This window comes from Streptomyces sp. NPDC055749 (assembly GCF_053617235.1).
Genome location: NZ_JBSHFH010000003.1, coordinates 144132 through 163456, shown reverse-complemented (window position 1 = coordinate 163456; position 19325 = coordinate 144132). Strand labels below are relative to the sequence as shown.

The window sequence follows — 19325 nt, the reverse complement described above, 5'->3', positions numbered from 1 at the left end:
TCCACGCACCGCCGCGGGTTTCAGGCCGGCGCGCAGGGCGCGACGCAGCGCCGAGTGGCGGCGGGAGGGGGAAGTACGCCGGTCACTCACGACCACCATGGGGCGCGTCCAGCGCCCCACGACGCCGACACCGTCCCGGCCCGCGCCAGCGGAAGGGGACGCCTGGTCCAGAGGTTGCGACGCTAGTGCAGGGACGTTTCAAGAGGGATGGCATGGGGTCTCCCCAGCCCCGCCAGGGCCGAGGGGAAGCTCCGGCGGATCAGGAGCCGCGCGGTGGGAACGACCGCGGTTCCTCGCCCCAGCACGCCCAGACCCCCGGGCAGACCACGGCCGGCGACAGTGGTGACCGCGCACAGCGATCGGGCACGACGACGAGCACCGGCGTGGAGCCGGTCAGCGCGTTCCAGTCGCGCGGTCCGATCAACACCGGCTCACGAATAGCCCTGCGTAACTGGCGCATCAGCACGCGTCTGGTCTCGCTTCTCGCCCTTCCCGTGGTGGCGGCGACCACCCTGGGCGGACTCCGTATCAACGAGTCCATGAACGACATGCAGCAGCTTGAGCACATGCAGCTGCTGACCAAGATGACCAAGCAGGCCACCGCGCTCGCCCAGCAGCTCCAGGAGGAGCGCGACAGGTCGGCCGGCCCGCTGTCCAACGGCACGGCCCCCACCGACTTCAAGGTCACCGAGCCGCGGAAGAAGACCGACCGCGCCAAGGACGCCTTCCTCGACGCGACCACCGCGATCGGCAACACCGACAGCGACGAAGCCCTCGACGGCATCCACGCGAGCGTCAGCCAGATCTCGACGCAGCTCGGCCAGATCCGGGACATCCGCGAGGACGCGTACGCCAAGGGCACTCCGAGTCTCAACACGGTCGACCGGTACAGCCAGCTGATCACCTCGCTGCTGAGCCTCTCGCAGGACATGGCGCAGGCGACCAACAACCCGGAGATGATCAAGCGGACCCGGGCCCTGGCGGCCTTCTCCGCCTCCAAGGAGTACGCCTCCGTCCAGCGGGCGATCATCGCCGCGGCGCTGCCCGGCGGCGGCGGCAGCCAGAAGACGGACCTCGACACGAACGACCAGCAGTTCGGCAACAACGCCCTCCGCAAGGAGGCGCAGACGCTCGCCTCGTTCAAGTCGACGTACGAGAACACCGGCAACAGCGCCGACGAGCTGACGGCGGCGCTGACCAGCGGCCACCCCGAGATCAACGCCGCGGACATGTACGCGAAGCAGGTTCTCGCGAGCCCCACCGGGATGAAGGGCCGCAAGGCCCGCTCCTATCTGGACTGGTACGAGCAGAGCTCCACCAAGATCCAGGCCATGAAGACCATCGAGGACACCCTCCTCAGCGACATGGAGAGCAAGGCGCGCGAGCTCCGTCAGGAGTCCCAGCGCGAGGCCATCCTCAACGGTGTGGTCATCCTCCTCGTCCTCGGTGTCTCGCTCGTCGGCGCCTTCGTCGTCGCACGGTCGATGATCCGCTCGCTGCGGCGGCTCCAGGACACCGCGACGCGCGTCGCCCAGGACCGGCTGCCCGAGCTCGTCAAGCAGCTCTCGGAGACGGACCCGCAGGACGTCGACACCTCCGTCGAGTCCGTCGGTGTGCACTCCCGGGACGAGATCGGCCAGGTGGCCGCGGCCTTCGACGACGTGCACCGCGAGGCCGTCCGTCTCGCCGCCGAGCAGGCGCTGCTGCGAGGCAACGTCAACGCGATGTTCACCAACCTCTCTCGGCGTTCGCAGGGCCTCATCCAGCGCCAGCTCTCGCTCATCTCCGAGCTGGAGTCGCGCGAGGCCGACCCGGACCAGCTGTCCTCGCTCTTCAAGCTCGACCACCTCGCGACCCGTATGCGCCGTAACGGCGAAAACCTCCTCGTCCTCGCGGGCGAGGAGCCGGGCCGCCGGTGGACCCGCCCCGTGCCGCTGGTCGACGTGCTCCGTGCCGCCGCCTCCGAGGTGGAGCAGTACGAGCGCATCGAACTGTCCGCGGTGCCCGCGACCGAGGTCGCGGGCCGCGTGGTCAACGACCTCGTGCACCTGCTCGCCGAGCTGCTGGAGAACGCCACGTCGTTCTCCTCCCCGCAGACGAAGGTCAAGGTCACCGGTCACGCGCTGCCGGACGGCCGCGTGCTCGTCGAGATCCACGACACGGGTATCGGCCTCTCCCCCGAGGACCTCGCGGCGATCAACGAGCGGCTCGCCTCGCCGCCGACCGTGGACGTCTCCGTCTCCCGCCGCATGGGTCTGTTCGTGGTCGGCCGGCTGTCCCTGCGACACGGCATCCGTATCCAGCTGCGTCCCTCGGACTCCGGTGGCACGACCGCGCTGGTCATGCTGCCCGTCGATGTCGCCCACGGCGGCAAGCAGCCCCCGTCCAAGCAGGGCCCCGGCCAGCAGCCCGGCGCTCCCGGTGGTCTTCTCGCCGGCGGCGCCCCGGGCAGCGCCCCGCGTCCCGGTCTCGGGGGCGCCCCCGCGGGTCCCTCCGCGGCTCTCGGAGCCGGTGCGCAGCGCGGACAGGTCGGTGCGGGCTCAGGTCCGCGTGCCGCGCTGCCCGCGCGCGACGGCGGCCCGCGTCAGCCCCAGCCCGCAGCCGGCTCCCAGAACAATGCCGCGCAGAGCAACGGCATGCACGACAACGGTCCGCTGAGCCCGGGCCGGCCGGGCCAGGCGCCCCCCGCGGGCGGTCTCTCCGGTGCCTTCGGCGGCGGTGCCCGGATGGGTGCCCGCGGTGCCCAGGGCGAGGCTCCCGGCCGTACGGACTCGGGTCAGCCCAATCTGTTCGGTCACACGGGACAGAGCAGGCCCGGTCAGCAGCAGGGCGGCCAGTTCGGTCAGCAGGGCCAGCAGAGCGGCCCGCCCGTCCGTCAGCCGCAGCAGGGCAGGCACGCCCAGAACGACCAGGGCGGTTTCCAGCAGCCCGGCGGCCCCGGCCGTCAGCTGCCGCCGCCCGGCGGTCCGCGCGCCGAGCTGCCCGGGGGCAACCCCCAGGCGCAGCGTCCGCAGGGCACGAGCTGGGGTGTCGAGGAGCAGGGTGCGCAGAGCCGCTCTCCGCTGGACGCCCCGCGCGGTCACGAAGAGCCCGACACCACCGGTCAGTTCGCCAGGCCGGCCGGACCGGTTCCGAACCAGCCGTACAACCCGCAGTCGGGGCAGCAGCAGGGCCCCGGCGCCACCGCCGAGTTCGCCCGCCCGGACTTCTCGGCGCCGCCGGTGTCCCAGGACCCGGCCGGCACCGCTCAGTTCGCGCGCCCCGACTTCGGTGTCCCGCTCCAGCAGGACCAGGGGATGCCCGCTCCGCGTCAGCGCGGCCGGGAGGACGCCGACTTCGGTGCTCCGCGTCCCGGCGCCTCACCCACGGGTGAGATGCCGCGCCGTCCCGCGCTGCCTCAGCAGTCGCAGCCCGAGGCGCTTCCGCCGGCCGGGCCCGGCGACGGTCGTACCCCGCTGTACGACACGCTGGAGACGAACTGGTTCCACGGCCCGCAGCAGGGCGGCCAGCAGCCGCCCGCTCCCGAGCCGCAGGCACCGTCGGCTCCGGCCGCAGCTCCCGCCGCCCCCATGCCCAGGCGTGGTGGCACCGACACCGGCGCCACCAGCACCTGGCGTGCTTCGCCCAACGACGAACTCGTACGGCAGGCGGAGCGGGTCAAGAAGCCGGCCGCGGGCGGCATCACCACCTCCGGACTTCCGCGCCGGGTTCCCCGTGCCAATTTGGTACCGGGCACCGCCCAGCAGCAGAATCACCAGTCCGGACCTCAGGTTTCGCGTGCGCCCGATGACGTACGCGGACGTCTGACCAATCTCCGCCGGGGCATCCAGCAGGGTCGGCAGGCCAACAACGGCCAGTCGACCGGCGGTTTCCATCTCGGCCCCACTCACCAGCAGGAGCGCTAGTTGAGCCCCATGAGTCAGGCCGCACAGAATCTGAACTGGCTGATCACCAACTTCGTGGACAACACCCCTGGTGTGTCCCACACCGTCGTGGTCTCCGCCGACGGCCTGCTGCTGGCGATGTCCGAAGGTTTCCCGCGCGACCGCGCCGACCAGCTGGCGGCTGTCGCCTCCGGTCTGACGTCGCTGACCGCGGGCGCCTCCCGGATCTTCGAGGGCGGCGCAGTGAGCCAGACGGTCGTGGAGATGGAGCGAGGATTCCTTTTCCTGATGTCCGTCTCGGACGGTTCCTCGCTGGCCGTTCTCGCCCACCCGGACGCCGACATCGGTCTGGTCGGCTACGAGATGGCACTCCTCGTAGACCGTGCGGGCACCGTCCTCACGCCCGACCTCCGCGCCGAGCTCCAGGGCAGTCTGCTCCACTAGGCGGCCATGCAGCGGACACCAGTCACAATCCCCCCAGGTACTACCCACAACCCTCACCCGTCCGGCCGCCTCAGACCCCCCACCGGCCCCTTCAGACGGCAAGCCGACACACTGCTGTCACGCCCGGAGGATTCATGACCCCGCCACCCGCCTCACCTGATCCGTACGGCGCACTGCACCACGCGTCGTACGACGGTGAAGGCGACCAGCCGCTGGTCCGCCCCTATGCCATGACCGGCGGCCGGACCCGGCCGCGCTACCAGCTCGCGATAGAGGCCCTGGTCAGCACCACGGCCGACCCGGCACACCTGGGGACCCTGCTCCCCGAGCACCAGCGGATCTGCCACCTGTGCCGTGAGGTCAAGTCGGTGGCAGAGGTCTCGGCACTGCTGTCCATGCCCCTCGGCGTGGCCCGCATCCTCGTGGCGGACCTGGCGGAAGCCGGCATGGTGGCCATCCACCAGCCGGGCAACGGAGAGGCCGGCGGCGCGCCGGATGTAACACTGCTCGAAAGGGTGCTCAGTGGACTTCGCAAGCTCTAACGGCGGGACGGGCCGTGCCACCACCTCGGCGAAGATCGTGGTGGCGGGCGGGTTCGGCGTGGGTAAGACCACGTTCGTCGGTGCCGTTTCGGAGATCAATCCGCTGCGTACCGAAGCCGTGATGACGTCCGCGTCCGCGGGCATCGACGATCTGACACACACCGGGGACAAGACCACCACCACGGTGGCCATGGACTTCGGACGCATCACCCTGGACCAGGACCTGATCCTGTACCTCTTCGGTACACCCGGACAGGACCGCTTCTGGTTCATGTGGGACGACCTCGTCCGCGGCGCCATCGGCGCCGTCGTACTCGTCGACACCCGCCGCCTCGCCGACTGCTTCCCCGCAGTCGACTACTTCGAAAACAGCGGCCTCCCCTTCGTCATCGCCCTCAACGGCTTCGACGGACACCAGCCCTACACACCCGAGGAAGTGCGCGAGGCCCTCCAGATCGGCCCCGACGCCCCGATCATCACCACGGACGCCCGCCACCGCGCGGACGCCAAGAGCGGTCTGATCACCCTCGTGGAGCACGCTCTGATGGCACGCCTCAAGTAGGCACAAGTCGGTATTGCCATACGGAAGTTGCAGTAGTCACTCGGGGGCGGACTGTGTCCTTTGACACGATCCGCCCCCGTGTTCATAACGTTTCGACAGAGAATTGCCTCCGCGTCGACACCCGATGCGTTCGACCGGTACCACTCTGCTCATGCGAGCCTCGCCTTTTGACGGGGCTCGCTCTTTATGCCCGTTTTATCTGCGGCGTGGACCACTCGGAATGGCTCATTCCGACTGTTTGGAACGCGACCGGTCCCCGTGCTGGAATTCGACGAACTACCGAGTAGTACGGCCCTGAACGAATACTTTCGGCACAACGTTGGTGCCGACGCCGAGAGGTTGTTGGTCGAGTGAGGCGAAGCAACGAGGGCTCCGCGGCGCAGCCGGAACGGGGCAACTTCACCCCGCCGCCGCGCGCTGGGGCATCGTCCGCGGACATGTCCGCGCAGGAACCGGCCGGTGGCTCCACCAACCGGCTGTCCCCGCGCAACTGGCGGGTGCCCACCCGGCTGAACGCGATCCTCCTGATCCCTGTGCTGGTCGGCCTGATCATGGGCGGCTTCCAGGTGAAGGGGTCGATCGACACCTGGAACGAGGCCCAGGACGCCGAGAAGACCGCGCTGATCGTGCGCGCGGCCGCCGAGTACGGACAGGCGCTGCTCAACGAGCGCGACCTCACCGCTCAGCCGCTCCTGTCGAACAAGCGCACCGCCGACGTCGTCACGCAGGCCCGTGCCACCACGGACGAGGCGGCGACGAAGTTCGACGAAGCCGTGAAGAGCATGCCGGACAAGCCCGGTCTCGACCGTCGCCTCAAGCTCTTCAAGGGCGAGGAGCCCCTGCTCCCCGATCTGCGCAAGGCGGCCTACGCCGAGGCGATGGACCCGGTGAAGACCGAAGAGGGCTACACCAAGGTCCAGCACTCGCTGATGGAGTTCTCCAACGAGCTCGGCCTCGGCACCGGCAACATCACCACCTACGGCCGTACGGTCTACGCGATCGAGCTTGCCAAGGCTGCAGAATCGCTTCAGCGCTCGATCGGTATGCACCTGCTGGTCCGCCCGAGCCAGGAGCGCGCCAAGTTCGACGCCCAGGTCAAGGCCTTCGGCTCGTACAACTACCTGGAGCAGATCGCCCTCGGCGAGTTCGTCTCCGCCGGTACGGACGCGGACACGGCCCGGCTGAAGGAAGTCATGGCCGGCAAGGCCGCCGAGGGTGCGCAGCAGCTCAAGGCGGCCGCGGAGCAGGCCCAGGCCGCCGGCAAGCCCTTCGTGCCGCCGCCGAGCATCGACGGTTCGGTCTTCGACGGCATGGCCCAGCAGATCGGCCAGGGCAAGTCGCCCCTGGAGCTGAAGGCCAAGGGGATCACCCCCGAGACCTGGATGGCCGCCTCCACCGCCAAGTTCGACGGCTACACCACGGTCGAGGACGAGCTCGTCGACAAGGCCGTGACCGAGGCCGCGGCCATCTCGTCCGACGCCAAGACCGACGCCATCGTCACCGCGGCCATCGTGATCATCGCGCTGTCGGCCGCCTTCATCATCGCCGGCCTCATGGCCCGCCAGATGAGCCGCTCGATGCGCCAGCTGCGTACCGCCGCCTTCGGCATCGCCGAGCAGCGGCTGCCGATGCTGGTCGACCAGCTGTCGCGGACCGACCCGGGCCGGGTCGACACCCGGGTCCAGCCCATCCCGATCAACACCCAGGACGAGATCGGCGAGGTCGCCCGCGCCTTCGACCAGGTGCACCGCGAGGCCGTACGGCTCGCCGCCGAGCAGGCCATGCTGCGGGGCAACGTCAACGCGATCTTCACCAACCTCTCGCGCCGCAACCAGTCGCTCATCGAGGGCCAGCTGACCCTCATCACCGACCTGGAGAACAACGAGGCCGACCCGGACCAGCTGGAGAGTCTCTTCAAGCTGGACCACCTGGCCACGCGTATGCGCCGTAACGGCGAGAACCTCCTCGTTCTCGCGGGCGAGGAGCCGGGCCGGCGCTGGAACCAGCCCGTCCCGCTGGTCGACGTCCTGCGCGCCGCCTCCTCCGAGGTGGAGTCCTACGAGCGCATCGAGCTCACCGGCGTACCGGAGAGCGAGATCCACGGGCAGGCCGTGACCGACCTCGTCCACCTGCTGGCCGAGCTGCTGGAGAACGCCACCACGTTCTCCTCCCCGCAGACCAAGGTCCGGGTGACCGCGACCCGGCTGCCCGACGGCCGCGTGATGGTCGAGATCCACGACAAGGGCATCGGCCTCACCGCCGAGGACTTCGCGGACATCAACCACAAGCTGGCCAACCCGCCGACCGTGGACGCCGCGGTGTCCCAGCGCATGGGCCTCTTCGTGGTCGGCCGCCTCGCCGACCGGCACGGCATCCGGGTCCAGCTGCGCCCCTCGGGCGAGCAGGCCGGCACCACCTCGCTGGTCATGCTGCCCGACGCGATCACCCACGGTGGTGGTGGCGAAGCGGTCACCGCGCAGGACGACTTCACGGTCTCCTCGATCATCCCGGCGCAGCAGCAGGCGTTCGACCCGATGCCGCAGCAGACCACGATGCGCACGGCGGCGGAGCTCGGCTTCGACGACTCGCGCTACGACATACCGAACGGGGACCCGGCGGAGCTGGACCCGGTCGGCCGTTCGCTCCTGCGTGAGGAGCGGCGGGCCGCGCTGGAGGCCCAGGCCGGTGGCGACCGTCCGCTGTTCCAGGACGAGGCGCAGCAGTACGCGCAGGCTCCGTACGGCCAGGAGCAGTACGCCCAGGAGCCGCAGGCCGCGCAGCAGGGGTACGAGCAGCCTTCGTACGAGGCTCCCTACGAGCAGTACGGCAGTGAGGCCGGCTACCCGCAGCAGGGCGGTTATCCGGAAGCGACGTATGGCGCTCCGGAGGCCCAGCAGGGTCAGTACGCCGAGCCGTTCGACTCCGGTCCCACCCCGTCCCACCAGGGTGACTGGCCTGCTCAGGGTGGCTATCAGGGGGCCTATGAGCCCGCGCCGCAGGCTGAACCGGAATCTGTGCCGAGTCCTCCCGCGGTGGCCGAGGAGCGCGTAGGCTTCGACCGTTCGGGCCCCGTCCCGAACGCCGCGCACGAGCTGACCGAGGCCGGTCTGCCGCGCCGGGCCGGTGCGCAGCACTGGCAGCCCACCGGCCGTGGGAACGAGTCGCCGGCCGCGGCACAGCAGAAGGACACACAGGCGCCGCCGTCCGCTCCGGCGAACGGCGAAGGCCCCGACGACTGGCGCTCCACGAACGACGAGCGCTGGGAGCGGGCGGAGAAGCTCCGCGAGCCGAAGGCGGGCGGGATCACCCCGTCCGGTCTCCCCCGCCGCGTACCCAAGGCCAATCTGGTCGAGGGCACGGCGGAGCAGACGCAGCAGGGTGGCCCCCAGGTCTCCCGCGCCCCCGAGGACGTCCGTGGCAGGTTGAGCAACCTGCGGCGCGGCATCCAGCGGGGACGCGACGCGGGGTCGGACGCAAGTAACACCTACAACCAGGAGCGTTAGTGTGAGCCCGATGAGCCAGGCGGCGCAGAATCTGAACTGGTTGATCACCAACTTCGTGGACAACACCCCCGGGGTGTCGCACACGGTGGTGGTCTCCGCTGACGGCCTGCTGCTGGCCATGTCCGAAGGTTTCCCGCGCGACCGCGCCGACCAGCTGGCGGCTGTCGCCTCCGGTCTGACGTCGCTGACCGCGGGCGCCTCCCGGATCTTCGAGGGCGGCGCGGTGAACCAGACCGTTGTGGAGATGGAGCGAGGATTCCTCTTCATCATGTCCATCTCTGACGGCTCCTCACTTGCCGTCCTTTCGCATCCGGACGCCGATATCGGTCTGGTTGGGTACGAAATGGCACTTCTGGTGGATCGCGCGGGCAGCGTTCTCACTCCGGATCTCCGTGCGGAGCTCCAGGGAAGTCTTCTTAACTAGTAGACAGACAGTGCGTTTCTCGCCACCGCGCCATAGGGTTCGGTGGCGCGGCCCCACTGGGACAGGCGACCGGCAGTCGGAGGAGGAAACGTGGCAGCACCCACAGGCGGACACCCATATGAGGGTGGCCAGCGGGTTCCGGGTGAGCAGGACGACAACCGTTTCAACTTCCCCTCCGCCCCCAGCAGACAGGGCTCGCAGCAGCCGTATCAGCCCTATCAGCAGCCGCAGAGCGCGCAGGGGTCCGACTGGCCCCAGCAGGGCTCGGATTGGCCGCAGCAGGGCTCGGACTGGCAGCAGCAGGGCTCCGGATGGCCTCAGCAGCCGCAGCAGCCCCAGCCGTACGAAACGCCCCAGGCGCCCCGTATTCAGCCGGTGCAGCCGCGGCGGGCCCCGGCGCCCGCGCCCGCGGCGCACAACCCGCTGGTCCGTCCGTACGCCATGACCGGTGGCCGGACCCGACCGCGTTACCAGCTCGCCATCGAGGCGCTGGTGAGCACCACGGCCGATCCGTCGAGGCTGCAAGGGCAGTTGCCCGAGCACCAGCGGATCTGCCGGCTCTGCGTGGAGATCAAGTCGGTGGCCGAGATCTCGGCCCTCCTCTCGATCCCCCTCGGCGTTGCCCGGATCCTCGTCGCCGACCTGGCCGAAGCCGGGCTCGTCGCTATCCATCAGCCCGGCGGCGACGAGTCCGCCGGCGGCCAACCAGATGTGACACTGCTCGAAAGGGTGCTCAGTGGACTTCGCAAGCTCTAGCGGCGGAGCAGCCCGCTCCACCACCTCGGCGAAGATCGTGGTGGCAGGGGGCTTCGGCGTGGGTAAGACCACGTTTGTCGGTGCCGTTTCGGAGATCAATCCGCTGCGTACCGAAGCCGTGATGACGTCCGCGTCCGCGGGCATCGACGATCTGACACACACCGGGGACAAGACCACCACCACGGTGGCCATGGACTTCGGACGCATCACCCTGGACCAGGACCTGATCCTGTACCTCTTCGGTACACCCGGACAGGACCGCTTCTGGTTCATGTGGGACGACCTCGTCCGCGGCGCCATCGGCGCCGTCGTACTCGTCGACACCCGCCGCCTCGCCGACTGCTTCCCCGCAGTCGACTACTTCGAAAACAGCGGCCTCCCCTTCGTCATCGCCCTCAACGGCTTCGACGGACACCAGCCCTACACACCGGACGAGGTGCGCGAGGCCCTCCAGATCGGCCCGGACACCCCGATCCTGACGACGGACGCCCGCCACCGCGCGGACGCCAAGAGCGCGCTCATCACGCTGGTCGAGCACGCCCTCATGGCCCGCCTGCGCTGACGGTCCCGGTACGACGAGAGGCCCCGCACTCCGGAAGGAGTGCGGGGCCTCTCGCGTGGGCCGCGGGCGGCCCGACGGGCCGGTGTCAGCCCTGCCAGCTGTGCGGGGCGCGGAAGCCGGGAGTGCGCTCCAGGCGGCGCCATCCGGCGGTGTTGCGGCCCCGGTGGGCGGGTGCCGCCGGCTGGGCCGCTGCGCGGGCGAGCAGGACGGCGGTGATGGCCGCCAGCTCCTCGGGGTCGGCGAGACCCTTCTCGACGCGCAGCACTGACTCGGCAGGAGTGGTGCTCATGGGCTTGTCTCCGTCTTCTCGGCAGGATGTCGTGGGCTTCGGCGCGGGGCGCCGTGGCGTCCGCGGCTACTGCGGGGGGTTGCCGTGCTTACGGGACGGCAGGTCGGCGTGCTTGTTGCGGAGCATCGCGAGAGAGGCGATCAGTACCTCACGCGTCTCGGCGGGGTCGATGACGTCGTCGACCAGGCCACGCTCCGCGGCGTAGTACGGGTGCATGAGTTCGGCCTTGTACTCCTTGACCATGCGGGCCCGCATGGCTTCGGGGTCCTCGGCCTCCGCGATCTGGCGGCGGAAGATGACGTTGGCGGCACCTTCTGCACCCATCACCGCGATCTCGTTGGTGGGCCAGGCGTAGGTGAGGTCGGCTCCGATGGACTGGCTGTCCATGACGATGTACGCGCCTCCGTATGCCTTGCGCAGGATCAGCGAGATCCTCGGCACGGTGGCGTTGCAGTACGCGTAGAGCAGCTTGGCGCCGTGCCGGATGATCCCACCGTGCTCCTGGTCGACGCCGGGCAGGAAGCCGGGGACGTCCAACAGAGTGACGATCGGAATGTTGAAGGCGTCACACATCTGGACGAATCGCGCGGCCTTCTCGGACGCCTCGATGTCCAGGACACCGGCCAGCGACTGCGGCTGGTTGGCGACGATGCCGACGACCTGGCCGTCGAGCCGGGCCAGGGCGCAGATGATGTTGCGGGCCCAGCGCTCGTGGATCTCCAGGTAGTCGCCGTCGTCGACGAGCTCCTCGATGACCTTGTGCATGTCGTACGGGCGGTTGCCGTCGGCCGGGACCAGGTCGAGCAGGTTCTCGCCGCGCCGGTCGGCCGGGTCGTCGCTCGCCACGGTGGGCGGGTTCTCGCGGTTGTTGGAGGGCAGCATCCCGATCAGGTAGCGGACCTCGGCGATGCAGGTCTCCTCGTCGTCGTACGCGAAGTGCGCGACGCCCGAGGTCTCGGCGTGCACGTCCGCGCCGCCGAGTCCGTTCTGCGTGATCTCCTCGCCGGTGACCGCCTTGACGACGTCCGGCCCTGTGATGAACATCTGCGAGGTCTCGCGGACCATGAAGACGAAGTCGGTCAGCGCCGGGCTGTAGGCCGCGCCGCCCGCGCACGGGCCGAGCATCACGCTGATCTGCGGGATGACACCGGACGCCCGGGTGTTGCGCTGGAAGATCCCGCCGTAGCCGGCGAGCGCGGAGACGCCCTCCTGGATACGGGCGCCCGCGCCGTCGTTCAGGGACACCAGCGGGGCACCCGCCGAGATGGCCATGTCCATGATCTTGTGGATCTTCGTGGCGTGGGCCTCGCCCAGCGCTCCGCCGAAGATCCGGAAGTCGTGCGCGTAGACGAAGACCGTGCGGCCTTCGACCGTGCCCCAGCCGGTGATGACACCGTCCGTGTAGGGCTTCTTCGCCTCCAGGCCGAACCCGGTCGCCCGGTGCCTGCGCAGCTGCTCGACCTCCTTGAACGAACCCTCGTCCAGCAGCAGCGCGATGCGCTCGCGGGCCGTCAGCTTGCCCTTGGCGTGCTGCGCCTCGGTCGCCCGGTCACTCGGTCCCCGCCGGGCCTGCTCACGCAGGGCCAGCAGTTCGGCCACCCGGCCACGCGTGTCGCTCGGCTCGCTCGGGGTCTCGTCCACAACGGTCATGTACCGACCCTACGAAGCCGACCGCACAAATCGTGCCGTCGACTCCGTACAGTCTCCTGACCCGTTTCCTGGTGGGCCTCGACAGAACCCGAACGCGGAGAGGGCGATCCACCAGCTCACAGCCCTCCCGCTTTGTCGGGGGCCGACAAAGCGGGGAGTGTGTCGCCGGGCACGTTCAGCGCACCCGGCACCTCAGGGTGGCGCCCGCGACGCCGGGTGCGACCCGCAGGACCAGGCTTCTGCCGGTGGCCCTGACCTCGATGCCGGGGTCGGCCGAGAGGACTTCCCGCACGGGCCGGTCCCAGGTCACGTCCACGGGGGCGCCGGTCCGGTCGGGGCCGCTCACGCAGAGCGTAGTGGAGCGCCGCTCCCTCCTGACCAGCACGCTCGCGGGGGCCGAGACGCCGAGCGGGCCCGCCGTGCCGGCCTGCCAGAAGTTGGCGGCCGTGACTCCCAGCGAGCCGATCGCCACCGCCTGGACGGCGGAGGTGTTGGAGAGCACCGTCAGCCAGTCGCCGTCGGCCGCGCGGGCGGCGACGGTGCGCCGGGAGGCACCGGGCATCAGCAGGTAGCTGTAGCGGGCGTCCACGGGGTCGGTGCCGTGGTCCAGCCAGAGCGTCTGGTACCGGCGGGTGCGGCGCTCGGTGGTGCTGGTGGTGTTGATGTCACTCCACGAACCGGTGCGGTCCTCACGCAGGGTGCGCAGGTCCGCCCCGCCGGGGAAGACCCAGCCTCCATGGCCCTCCAGATGCGCCCAGCGGGGGGCCTCGCGGTCGTCGGCGGTGAACGTGTCCGTGCCGGCCCCGGCCTCGCCGAGCATGCGGTTGTCGACGACCGTCTCGGCGGGGACCCCGTCGGTGCTCGTGATGCCGGCGCCCAGACACACCACCGTATCGGCGACGCAGAACCACGACTTGCGGGCCTGGAGGGTCGAGCCGAGGCCCTTGAGGTGCTGGCCGACGGCGGCGAACTCGCCGTCCGTGGTGCCGCCGACCCACTTCACCGCGGGCTTCGGCGCTCCCCATTCGCCGCCCGCCCGGTCGGCGAGCCGCTTGGTGGACACGGTCGTTCCCGGCAGGCGGTAGAAGTCGACGGTCGGCCAGAACCAGTCCGTGTACTGGTCCCCGCGTGCCCCGGCCGGCCACCAGTAGAGCATTCCGGCGCCGGTGTGCCAGCCGCGCGGGTTCTCGCCGTTGCCGCATTCGTAGTACGAGATCCGCTCGGAGGCCATGGAGATGCCGGCGGCCCAGCCGGGACGCCGGTGCACGGCGCGGTCCATGGACGCGAAGAGCTTGTGCGCCACGGGCTCGGGGGCCGCGGGGACCGGCGAGGCGGCGACGGTGTGCAGCCGGGAGAGGTCGGCGACGTTGAACTGGGGTGCGGTGAGCAGCGGTGTCGTACGGTCCCGCTCGATCCACCCCTTGATCATCGCGGTCCAGCGCTGCTGTTCGGCGGCGGAGGCCCCGCCCGCGAGCAGCGGGATGGCGGCGATCAGCCCCTGGCCGTGGAAGTGGTCGCTGCGCATGACCTTGCGGTCGTCGCTCTTGAGGTAACCGCGGCTGATGGCGCGGCCGTTGACGCTGTCCATCATCAGGCCGTCGTAGATCAGCGGCGCGTAGGCGTTCTCGACGGAGTCGAGGATGATCTGACGGTTGGGGTCGGTGACGTCCCAGGCAGATCCCGCGAGGAGGGTGAAGAGGCGGCCCAGTCCGTCGAGCATGACCTGTCCGTACGTACCGGAGTAGGCGACCCAGGTGTGCTGGACGAACGAGCCGTCCGCGTAGAGCCCGTCGCCCTTCGTCACGTACGGGAAGACGGGCGAGAGGGCGTCGCGGGCCAGGGCGATCTTCGCCGGGCTGCGGCCGATGACGCCGCGCAGGGCGACGGAGCGGCAGAGGTCGACCCGGTTGGCGCCGGTGCTCGTACCGGAGTAGTCGGTGAGCATGGTGTCGGGGATGAAGTGGTCGACGGCGGCGCAGGCGGCCTGTCGCTGGGTGTCGGTGAGCTTGTCGTGGAGCCCGGCGTGGATGTCCATGAGCAGGCGGGGGCTGCCGATCTGCCACTCCCACCAGTTGCCGTAGCGGGTGGTGGACGGGTTGTAGACCGTCGTGGAGAGGTGGTCGAGTCCCCTGATGATGTCGGCGAGGAGCGTCTCGTCGGCGGTGAGTCCGGTGCCCGGCTGGAGGTACGCCTGGGTCATGGTCCACAGGCGGCTGTAGCTCTGGGTGATGCCGGACGGCGGGTCGAAGGTGTAGCCGGGCCAGAGGGAGTTGGCGGCCGGAGCCATGGACGCCCTGAAGCCGGCGGCGAGTTGGCCGGTCTCCCGGAGCCGGGAGGCGAAGGGTTCGGCGGCCGGGTCGAAGCCGGCGCCGAGCGCGAGCCCGACCCAGCGGGCCCTGAGCGTGTCGTACTCGTCCGCGCTCGTCGCGGCGCGTGCGGGGCCGGCGAGTGCGGCGCCGAGCGCGCTGGCCGAGGTGGTGGCGAGGAAGGCGCGGCGGGACCAGGCGGCAGGCAGGAGCGGCACGGGGAGTCCTCCCGGAGCAAGTGGTTCAGACCAGTTGCCCGCTGGTTTAGCACGCACCCCGAGGCCCTTTCAATGGGTGTGCGGGCTTTGGTCGAAAGCGCTTTCTCCTGTGCGGGCTCCGGAGCCGGGCATGCCACGGCACGGGCGCGGGATTGTGTCCCACGCCCGTGCCTCTGTACGGGTCAGCTACCGCAGTGGAAGCGGGCGCTGCCCCAGTCGGCGTGGTCGTTGCCGTTGCCGTCGCCGCCCTCGCCGACGAGCAGGTCGACGTACTTCGCGCCGGTGACGTCGGCCGTGAGCTGCCAGGCCGCGTCGGCCGCCTTCAGGACGGGCGACTTCACCTTCTCCGTACCGTCGGCCGTGACGGAGAACTGCACGCTGCCACGGGTGGCCTGCACGTCGTCCACGCCCACCTCGGCGGTGAAGGAGGTGCATTTCCCGCCCAGGTAGTAGCGGATCTTCGCCGGGGCGTGGGTGCCGATGCCCTTGGCGTAGGCGACGCCGCCGATCCTGAGCGGGGAGCCGTCGCCGGTGCCGGTCTCGCCGTTGGAGAGGTCGCGCTCGACCGGGCCCCAGCCGTTCTCGGAGGCCGTCCAGTCCAGGTCGCTGGCCCAGCTGTCCGTGGTGGGCGGCGGCGGCAGGGTCCGTACGGACGTCTGCGCGCCGAGTTGCCGCGCCTCCCCGCCGACCGTGTAGGACGCCTGCGAACTCAGCGCGTACGTCTGGTACTTGGCGTCCACCGGCGGGGTGACCTGCCAGCTGCCCGTGACCTTCGCACCCGGGGCGACCGAGTCGAAGGTGACGGCGCCCGCGGGCTCCGCCTGCCAGCCGTCGGGCAGGGTCAGGCCCATCTCGACACCGGTCGCCGCCGTCGCCTCGTAGTTGGTGAACGTGGCCTCGACCTTGTTGGCGGTGCCGGGCTCCAGGGTCTCGGCGTCCGCGGCGACGGTGAGCGTGCCGCAGGCGGCCTTCTCCCCGGCGGGGGCGGGACCGAGGTCGGTCACGGTGAAGCCGTCGAGGACGAAGTCGGCGCCGTCGGGGGCGTCACCGCGCTTGCGCAGTCCGGTCCAGGTGTCCCCGCAGCCCGCCGTGACGGTCTGGCTGAAGTGGCCGGTGGTGCGCTGCTGTCCGATGGCCGTGGTCCGGGTCTCGACGGAGTCGGGGTCGCCGCTCGCGTCGATCCGGTCGTAGCCGTCGACCCACTCGTAGGCCCCGGCGTGGCTGGACTGGTAGTCGTACTCGACCTTGTAGCGGTGGCCGTCGGTCATCGGCACGGTCCAGGGAGCGGTCCGGTAGACGAGACCGGTGTTCTCCTCGTGGGCCTTGAGGGACTCCTTGCCGCCCAGCACGTCGTCGATCAGCTTCCCGTTCCAGCCGGCCTGGGTGTACGGGGCGTGGAGCTGGGAGATGCTGGTGCGGGGGTCGGTGGAGCCGCCCGCGTCGCCCTTGAGGAACGGGCCCCAGCCCTGGTCGACGTCCTCGAAGTCCTCGTACACGACCGTGTCGGCCTTGGTCGTCGGCGCGTTGGCGACGATCCGTACGTCATCGGCCCGTACGGTCGCCGCGCTGCCCTTCGCCGCCTCGATCCGGAGCGTGGTGCGGCCGTTCGCGGGGGCGGTGAAGTTCACCTTGGCCCGCTGGAAATAGCTGCCGTGCCAGTCGGACGCCGCCACCTGGTCCCGGGCCGTGGAGCGGTCCACGGCGACGGACTTCCCGCCGGCCGAGAGGGTGGTGCGCCGGGTCTGGCCCGGCTCGACCTCGATCAGGGCGGAGGCGGTGTAGCGCTTGCCGGGCTCCAGACCGTCGACACTCTGCGAGAGCGCCGCCGTTCCGGTGCCGGAGAGCTTCGCGCTGTTGCGGCCCCGGTCGTCGGTGTGCCGGGCGGCGGCGCCGGTCTTCGACCAGCCGTCGAGCCCCTGGTCGTTGAAACCGGGGTCGTCGACCGGACTGCCCGCGCCCCATTGCGGGTCGGCTGCCTGCGGCGCCTGGTCCGGGTAGAGGACGTACGGCTGCCCGGCGGTGGCCTTCAGCGTGATCTTCCCGTTCACCGGGCGTACGGTGGCGGTCTTCTCGCGGCCGTTGTCGGTGAGCTTGTAGACGGTGTACGCGCCCGTCGAGGGCACCGCCCAACTGCTCGTACCACCGGACTTGCTGTAGTGGTAGAGCTTCTTGCCGCCGTCCCACGGCAGCAGGTAGTCCGTACCGCTGAGGACCTTGCGGCCGTCCGCGTAGAAAGTCCGCTGCCCGTTCTCGACCGTGCCGCGGACGCCGCCGGTGAAGGTGATGTCGGAGGCGGCCTTGTCCCAGTCGGTGATCTTCTGCTGCTGGAGGTACTTGGCGGGCAGGTTCTTCTGCCAGATGTTGTTGTAGAAGGTGTTCCAGTTCGTCTCGCCGGTCCAGCCCTCGAACTCCTCGATCGCCGTCTGGCCGAGGACCGGGTCGTTGTTCCAGACGTCCCTCTCGCCGTTGTGGATGAACCGGATGATCTGCGAGTTGAGGCCCTTGTTGGTGGCCCCGCCGTAGCTCAGGTCGTTGGCCCAGTGGGACCAGAGCGAGGCACGCTCGAACTTGTCGGCCCACTCCGTGCCGACGTTCCAGCCCTGCTTCTGCACGGCCTGGAGGGTCTTGTCGGCGATCCAGCCGTGCGAGTAGTACACGTCGATGTAGAGGAAGCTCAGGTTGCGGTCGGTCTCGTCGCGCAACTGCTGGAAGCGCCTGGCCAGATCACCGCTGTTGATGTCGCGGCGCTGGTCGATGTAGTAGCTCTGGTTGAGCCAGTTCCAGCCGGGCTTCGTCCTGTCGACGAGCTGCTCGTCGAACGCGTTCGCCTCGGGGTAGGACTCGGTGGCGTTGACGTGGACGCCGAAGGTCGCCCCCCAGTCCTTGCCCTTCTTGAGCAGCTTGTTGAGGTCCTTGAGCCCACCCGCGCGCTTGTTGTAGTTGCCGCCGTAGTCGGGATGGGCGGAGTCGTGACCCTCGGACCCGTAGCCCTTGAGGACGGCCAGCTGGCCGAGGCCGTCGGTCGCCAGCGAGACCCGCTTGACGTCGTCGAGCGTGCGCAGGAAGGGGTGGGTGGCCTGGCTGGCGAAGTTGAACGGGATGTGGGTGATGACCCGGTCCGCGGTCTCGTCGCCACCGGGCGCCTTGATGCCGATGGAGCGGAAGGCGACGGCGCCGTCCTGCCAGTCCACGGCCTTGTCGCCGTTGGCGTCGGGGGTGACGACGACCTTCGCCCAGGGCAGGTCCGCGCCGCTCTCGGGCTGCGGCGCACCGGCTCCCCGGTAGGTCCACTGCCCGGACCAGACGCCGACCCGGACACTGCCGTCGGCCGCCTTGCGCGCCTGGTGCCAGAAGCGGGCGTCGTCGCCGCCGGTGGCCCCGGACGGCTTGTCGTACGAGGAGTTGGACTCGACGGCGGCGGCGAGGGTGCCGGTGTTGACGATGGCGTACGCGGCGCCCACGGGTGCGGCGTCGGCGGCGGTCTGCGGGGTGACCTTCGCGAAGACGTCGGCGGTCTTCGTGGAGTCGGGGTCGAGCCGGGTGAAGGCGGTCGCGGCGCCGGTGTCCGCGGAACCGACGGAGACCAGGTCGTGGCCGGGTATGTCGATGGTGCCGACGCGGAACGTCTCGGTGTCGCGTACGGCGGTCACCTTGAAGGTGGTCGCGCGGCCGGAGACCTCGATGGCGGCGTCGATCTCGACGCCGGGCAGGTCGGGGAAGGTGAGCGTGTAGCGGGCGGCCGTGGCGGTGACCTCGGGCGCCCCCTTGAGCCGCACGGGGCGGGCGGTTCCGTTGAGGGTGATCTCGGTGACCGGCCGCGTGCTGCCGGCCAGTTGCCCGCCGCCGGCCCGGTCGGTGTACGACAGGACGCGCGGGAAGTCGTCGGCGACGGCGACGGCGAGCTGGTCCGATCCGATGACGGTGGAGCCGGTGGCGTCGGCCGCCTCGGCGGCGGCGGGGAGGGGGTCGGCGGCTGCGGCGGGGAGGCTGGTCCCCACGAGCGCCAGGACGGCTGCTGAGGCGGCGGCTACAGCGCCCGCCGAAGTGAATCTTCGCGACATGAGGCCTGAGTATTCGCGGTGTCGGGACACCGTCAACGGCGTACGGCCCGGAAGGACTTACCAGTCCAACAACCGCTCTCCTTTAGTCCAAGTGGGCCCGCTCCACGTGCGGTGCCCCCCGTCC

12 protein-coding genes are annotated in these 19325 nt (G+C 70.3%); 8 read left to right on the top strand and 4 right to left on the bottom strand.

What is annotated here, in order from left to right:
• The first annotated feature begins 212 nt into the window (after positions 1 to 212).
• The 8 genes from ACWGO0_RS03600 (at position 213) to ACWGO0_RS03565 (ending at position 10677) form a co-directional block, all read left to right on the top strand.
• Positions 213 to 3905 carry a nitrate- and nitrite sensing domain-containing protein gene (locus ACWGO0_RS03600; protein WP_453527355.1) on the top strand — a complete coding sequence of 1231 codons (3693 nt, stop codon included), beginning with the start codon at positions 213 to 215 and terminating at the stop codon, positions 3903 to 3905.
• A gap of 9 nt (positions 3906 to 3914) precedes the next feature.
• Positions 3915 to 4328 (top strand): roadblock/LC7 domain-containing protein, encoded by a 414-nt coding sequence (locus tag ACWGO0_RS03595; RefSeq protein ID WP_024495006.1) that lies wholly within the window; start codon positions 3915 to 3917, stop codon positions 4326 to 4328.
• A gap of 134 nt (positions 4329 to 4462) precedes the next feature.
• Positions 4463 to 4870: a DUF742 domain-containing protein gene (locus tag ACWGO0_RS03590; protein WP_003966010.1), complete on the top strand. Its 408-nt coding sequence runs from the start codon at positions 4463 to 4465 to the stop codon at positions 4868 to 4870.
• A complete protein-coding gene (locus ACWGO0_RS03585; RefSeq protein ID WP_328906053.1) occupies positions 4851 to 5432 on the top strand; it encodes a GTP-binding protein in 582 nt (193 codons plus the stop codon). Before ACWGO0_RS03590 ends, ACWGO0_RS03585 begins: the two co-directional genes overlap by 20 nt.
• A gap of 350 nt (positions 5433 to 5782) precedes the next feature.
• Positions 5783 to 8935, top strand: coding sequence for a nitrate- and nitrite sensing domain-containing protein (locus ACWGO0_RS03580; RefSeq protein WP_453527351.1), 3153 nt, complete (start codon positions 5783 to 5785; stop codon positions 8933 to 8935).
• Positions 8936 to 8945: 10 nt separating this feature from the next.
• Positions 8946 to 9359, top strand: a complete 414-nt coding sequence (locus ACWGO0_RS03575) for a roadblock/LC7 domain-containing protein (protein WP_124272100.1) — start codon at positions 8946 to 8948, stop codon at positions 9357 to 9359.
• A 90-nt stretch (positions 9360 to 9449) separates the two neighbouring features.
• Complete coding sequence (locus tag ACWGO0_RS03570) at positions 9450 to 10115, top strand: DUF742 domain-containing protein (RefSeq protein ID WP_453527348.1); 666 nt, start codon at positions 9450 to 9452, stop codon at positions 10113 to 10115.
• Positions 10096 to 10677, top strand: coding sequence for a GTP-binding protein (locus ACWGO0_RS03565; protein ID WP_014048542.1), 582 nt, complete (start codon positions 10096 to 10098; stop codon positions 10675 to 10677). Before ACWGO0_RS03570 ends, ACWGO0_RS03565 begins: the two co-directional genes overlap by 20 nt.
• 85 nt (positions 10678 to 10762) lie before the next feature.
• On the opposite strand, the gene ACWGO0_RS03560 is transcribed toward ACWGO0_RS03565, so the two are convergent.
• The 4 genes from ACWGO0_RS03560 to ACWGO0_RS03545 form a co-directional block, all read right to left on the bottom strand.
• Complete coding sequence (locus ACWGO0_RS03560) at positions 10763 to 10966, bottom strand: acyl-CoA carboxylase subunit epsilon (protein WP_382735370.1); 204 nt, start codon at positions 10964 to 10966, stop codon at positions 10763 to 10765.
• Between the two features lie 66 nt (positions 10967 to 11032).
• Complete coding sequence (locus tag ACWGO0_RS03555; protein ID WP_453527345.1) at positions 11033 to 12616, bottom strand: acyl-CoA carboxylase subunit beta; 1584 nt, start codon at positions 12614 to 12616, stop codon at positions 11033 to 11035.
• 175 nt (positions 12617 to 12791) lie between these two features.
• Positions 12792 to 15140 (bottom strand): polysaccharide lyase 8 family protein, encoded by a 2349-nt coding sequence (locus ACWGO0_RS03550; protein ID WP_453527342.1) that lies wholly within the window; start codon positions 15138 to 15140, stop codon positions 12792 to 12794.
• A 182-nt stretch (positions 15141 to 15322) separates the two neighbouring features.
• A complete protein-coding gene (locus tag ACWGO0_RS03545; protein ID WP_453527339.1) occupies positions 15323 to 19201 on the bottom strand; it encodes an endo-alpha-N-acetylgalactosaminidase family protein in 3879 nt (1292 codons plus the stop codon).
• Between the last annotated feature and the right edge of the window lie 124 nt (positions 19202 to 19325).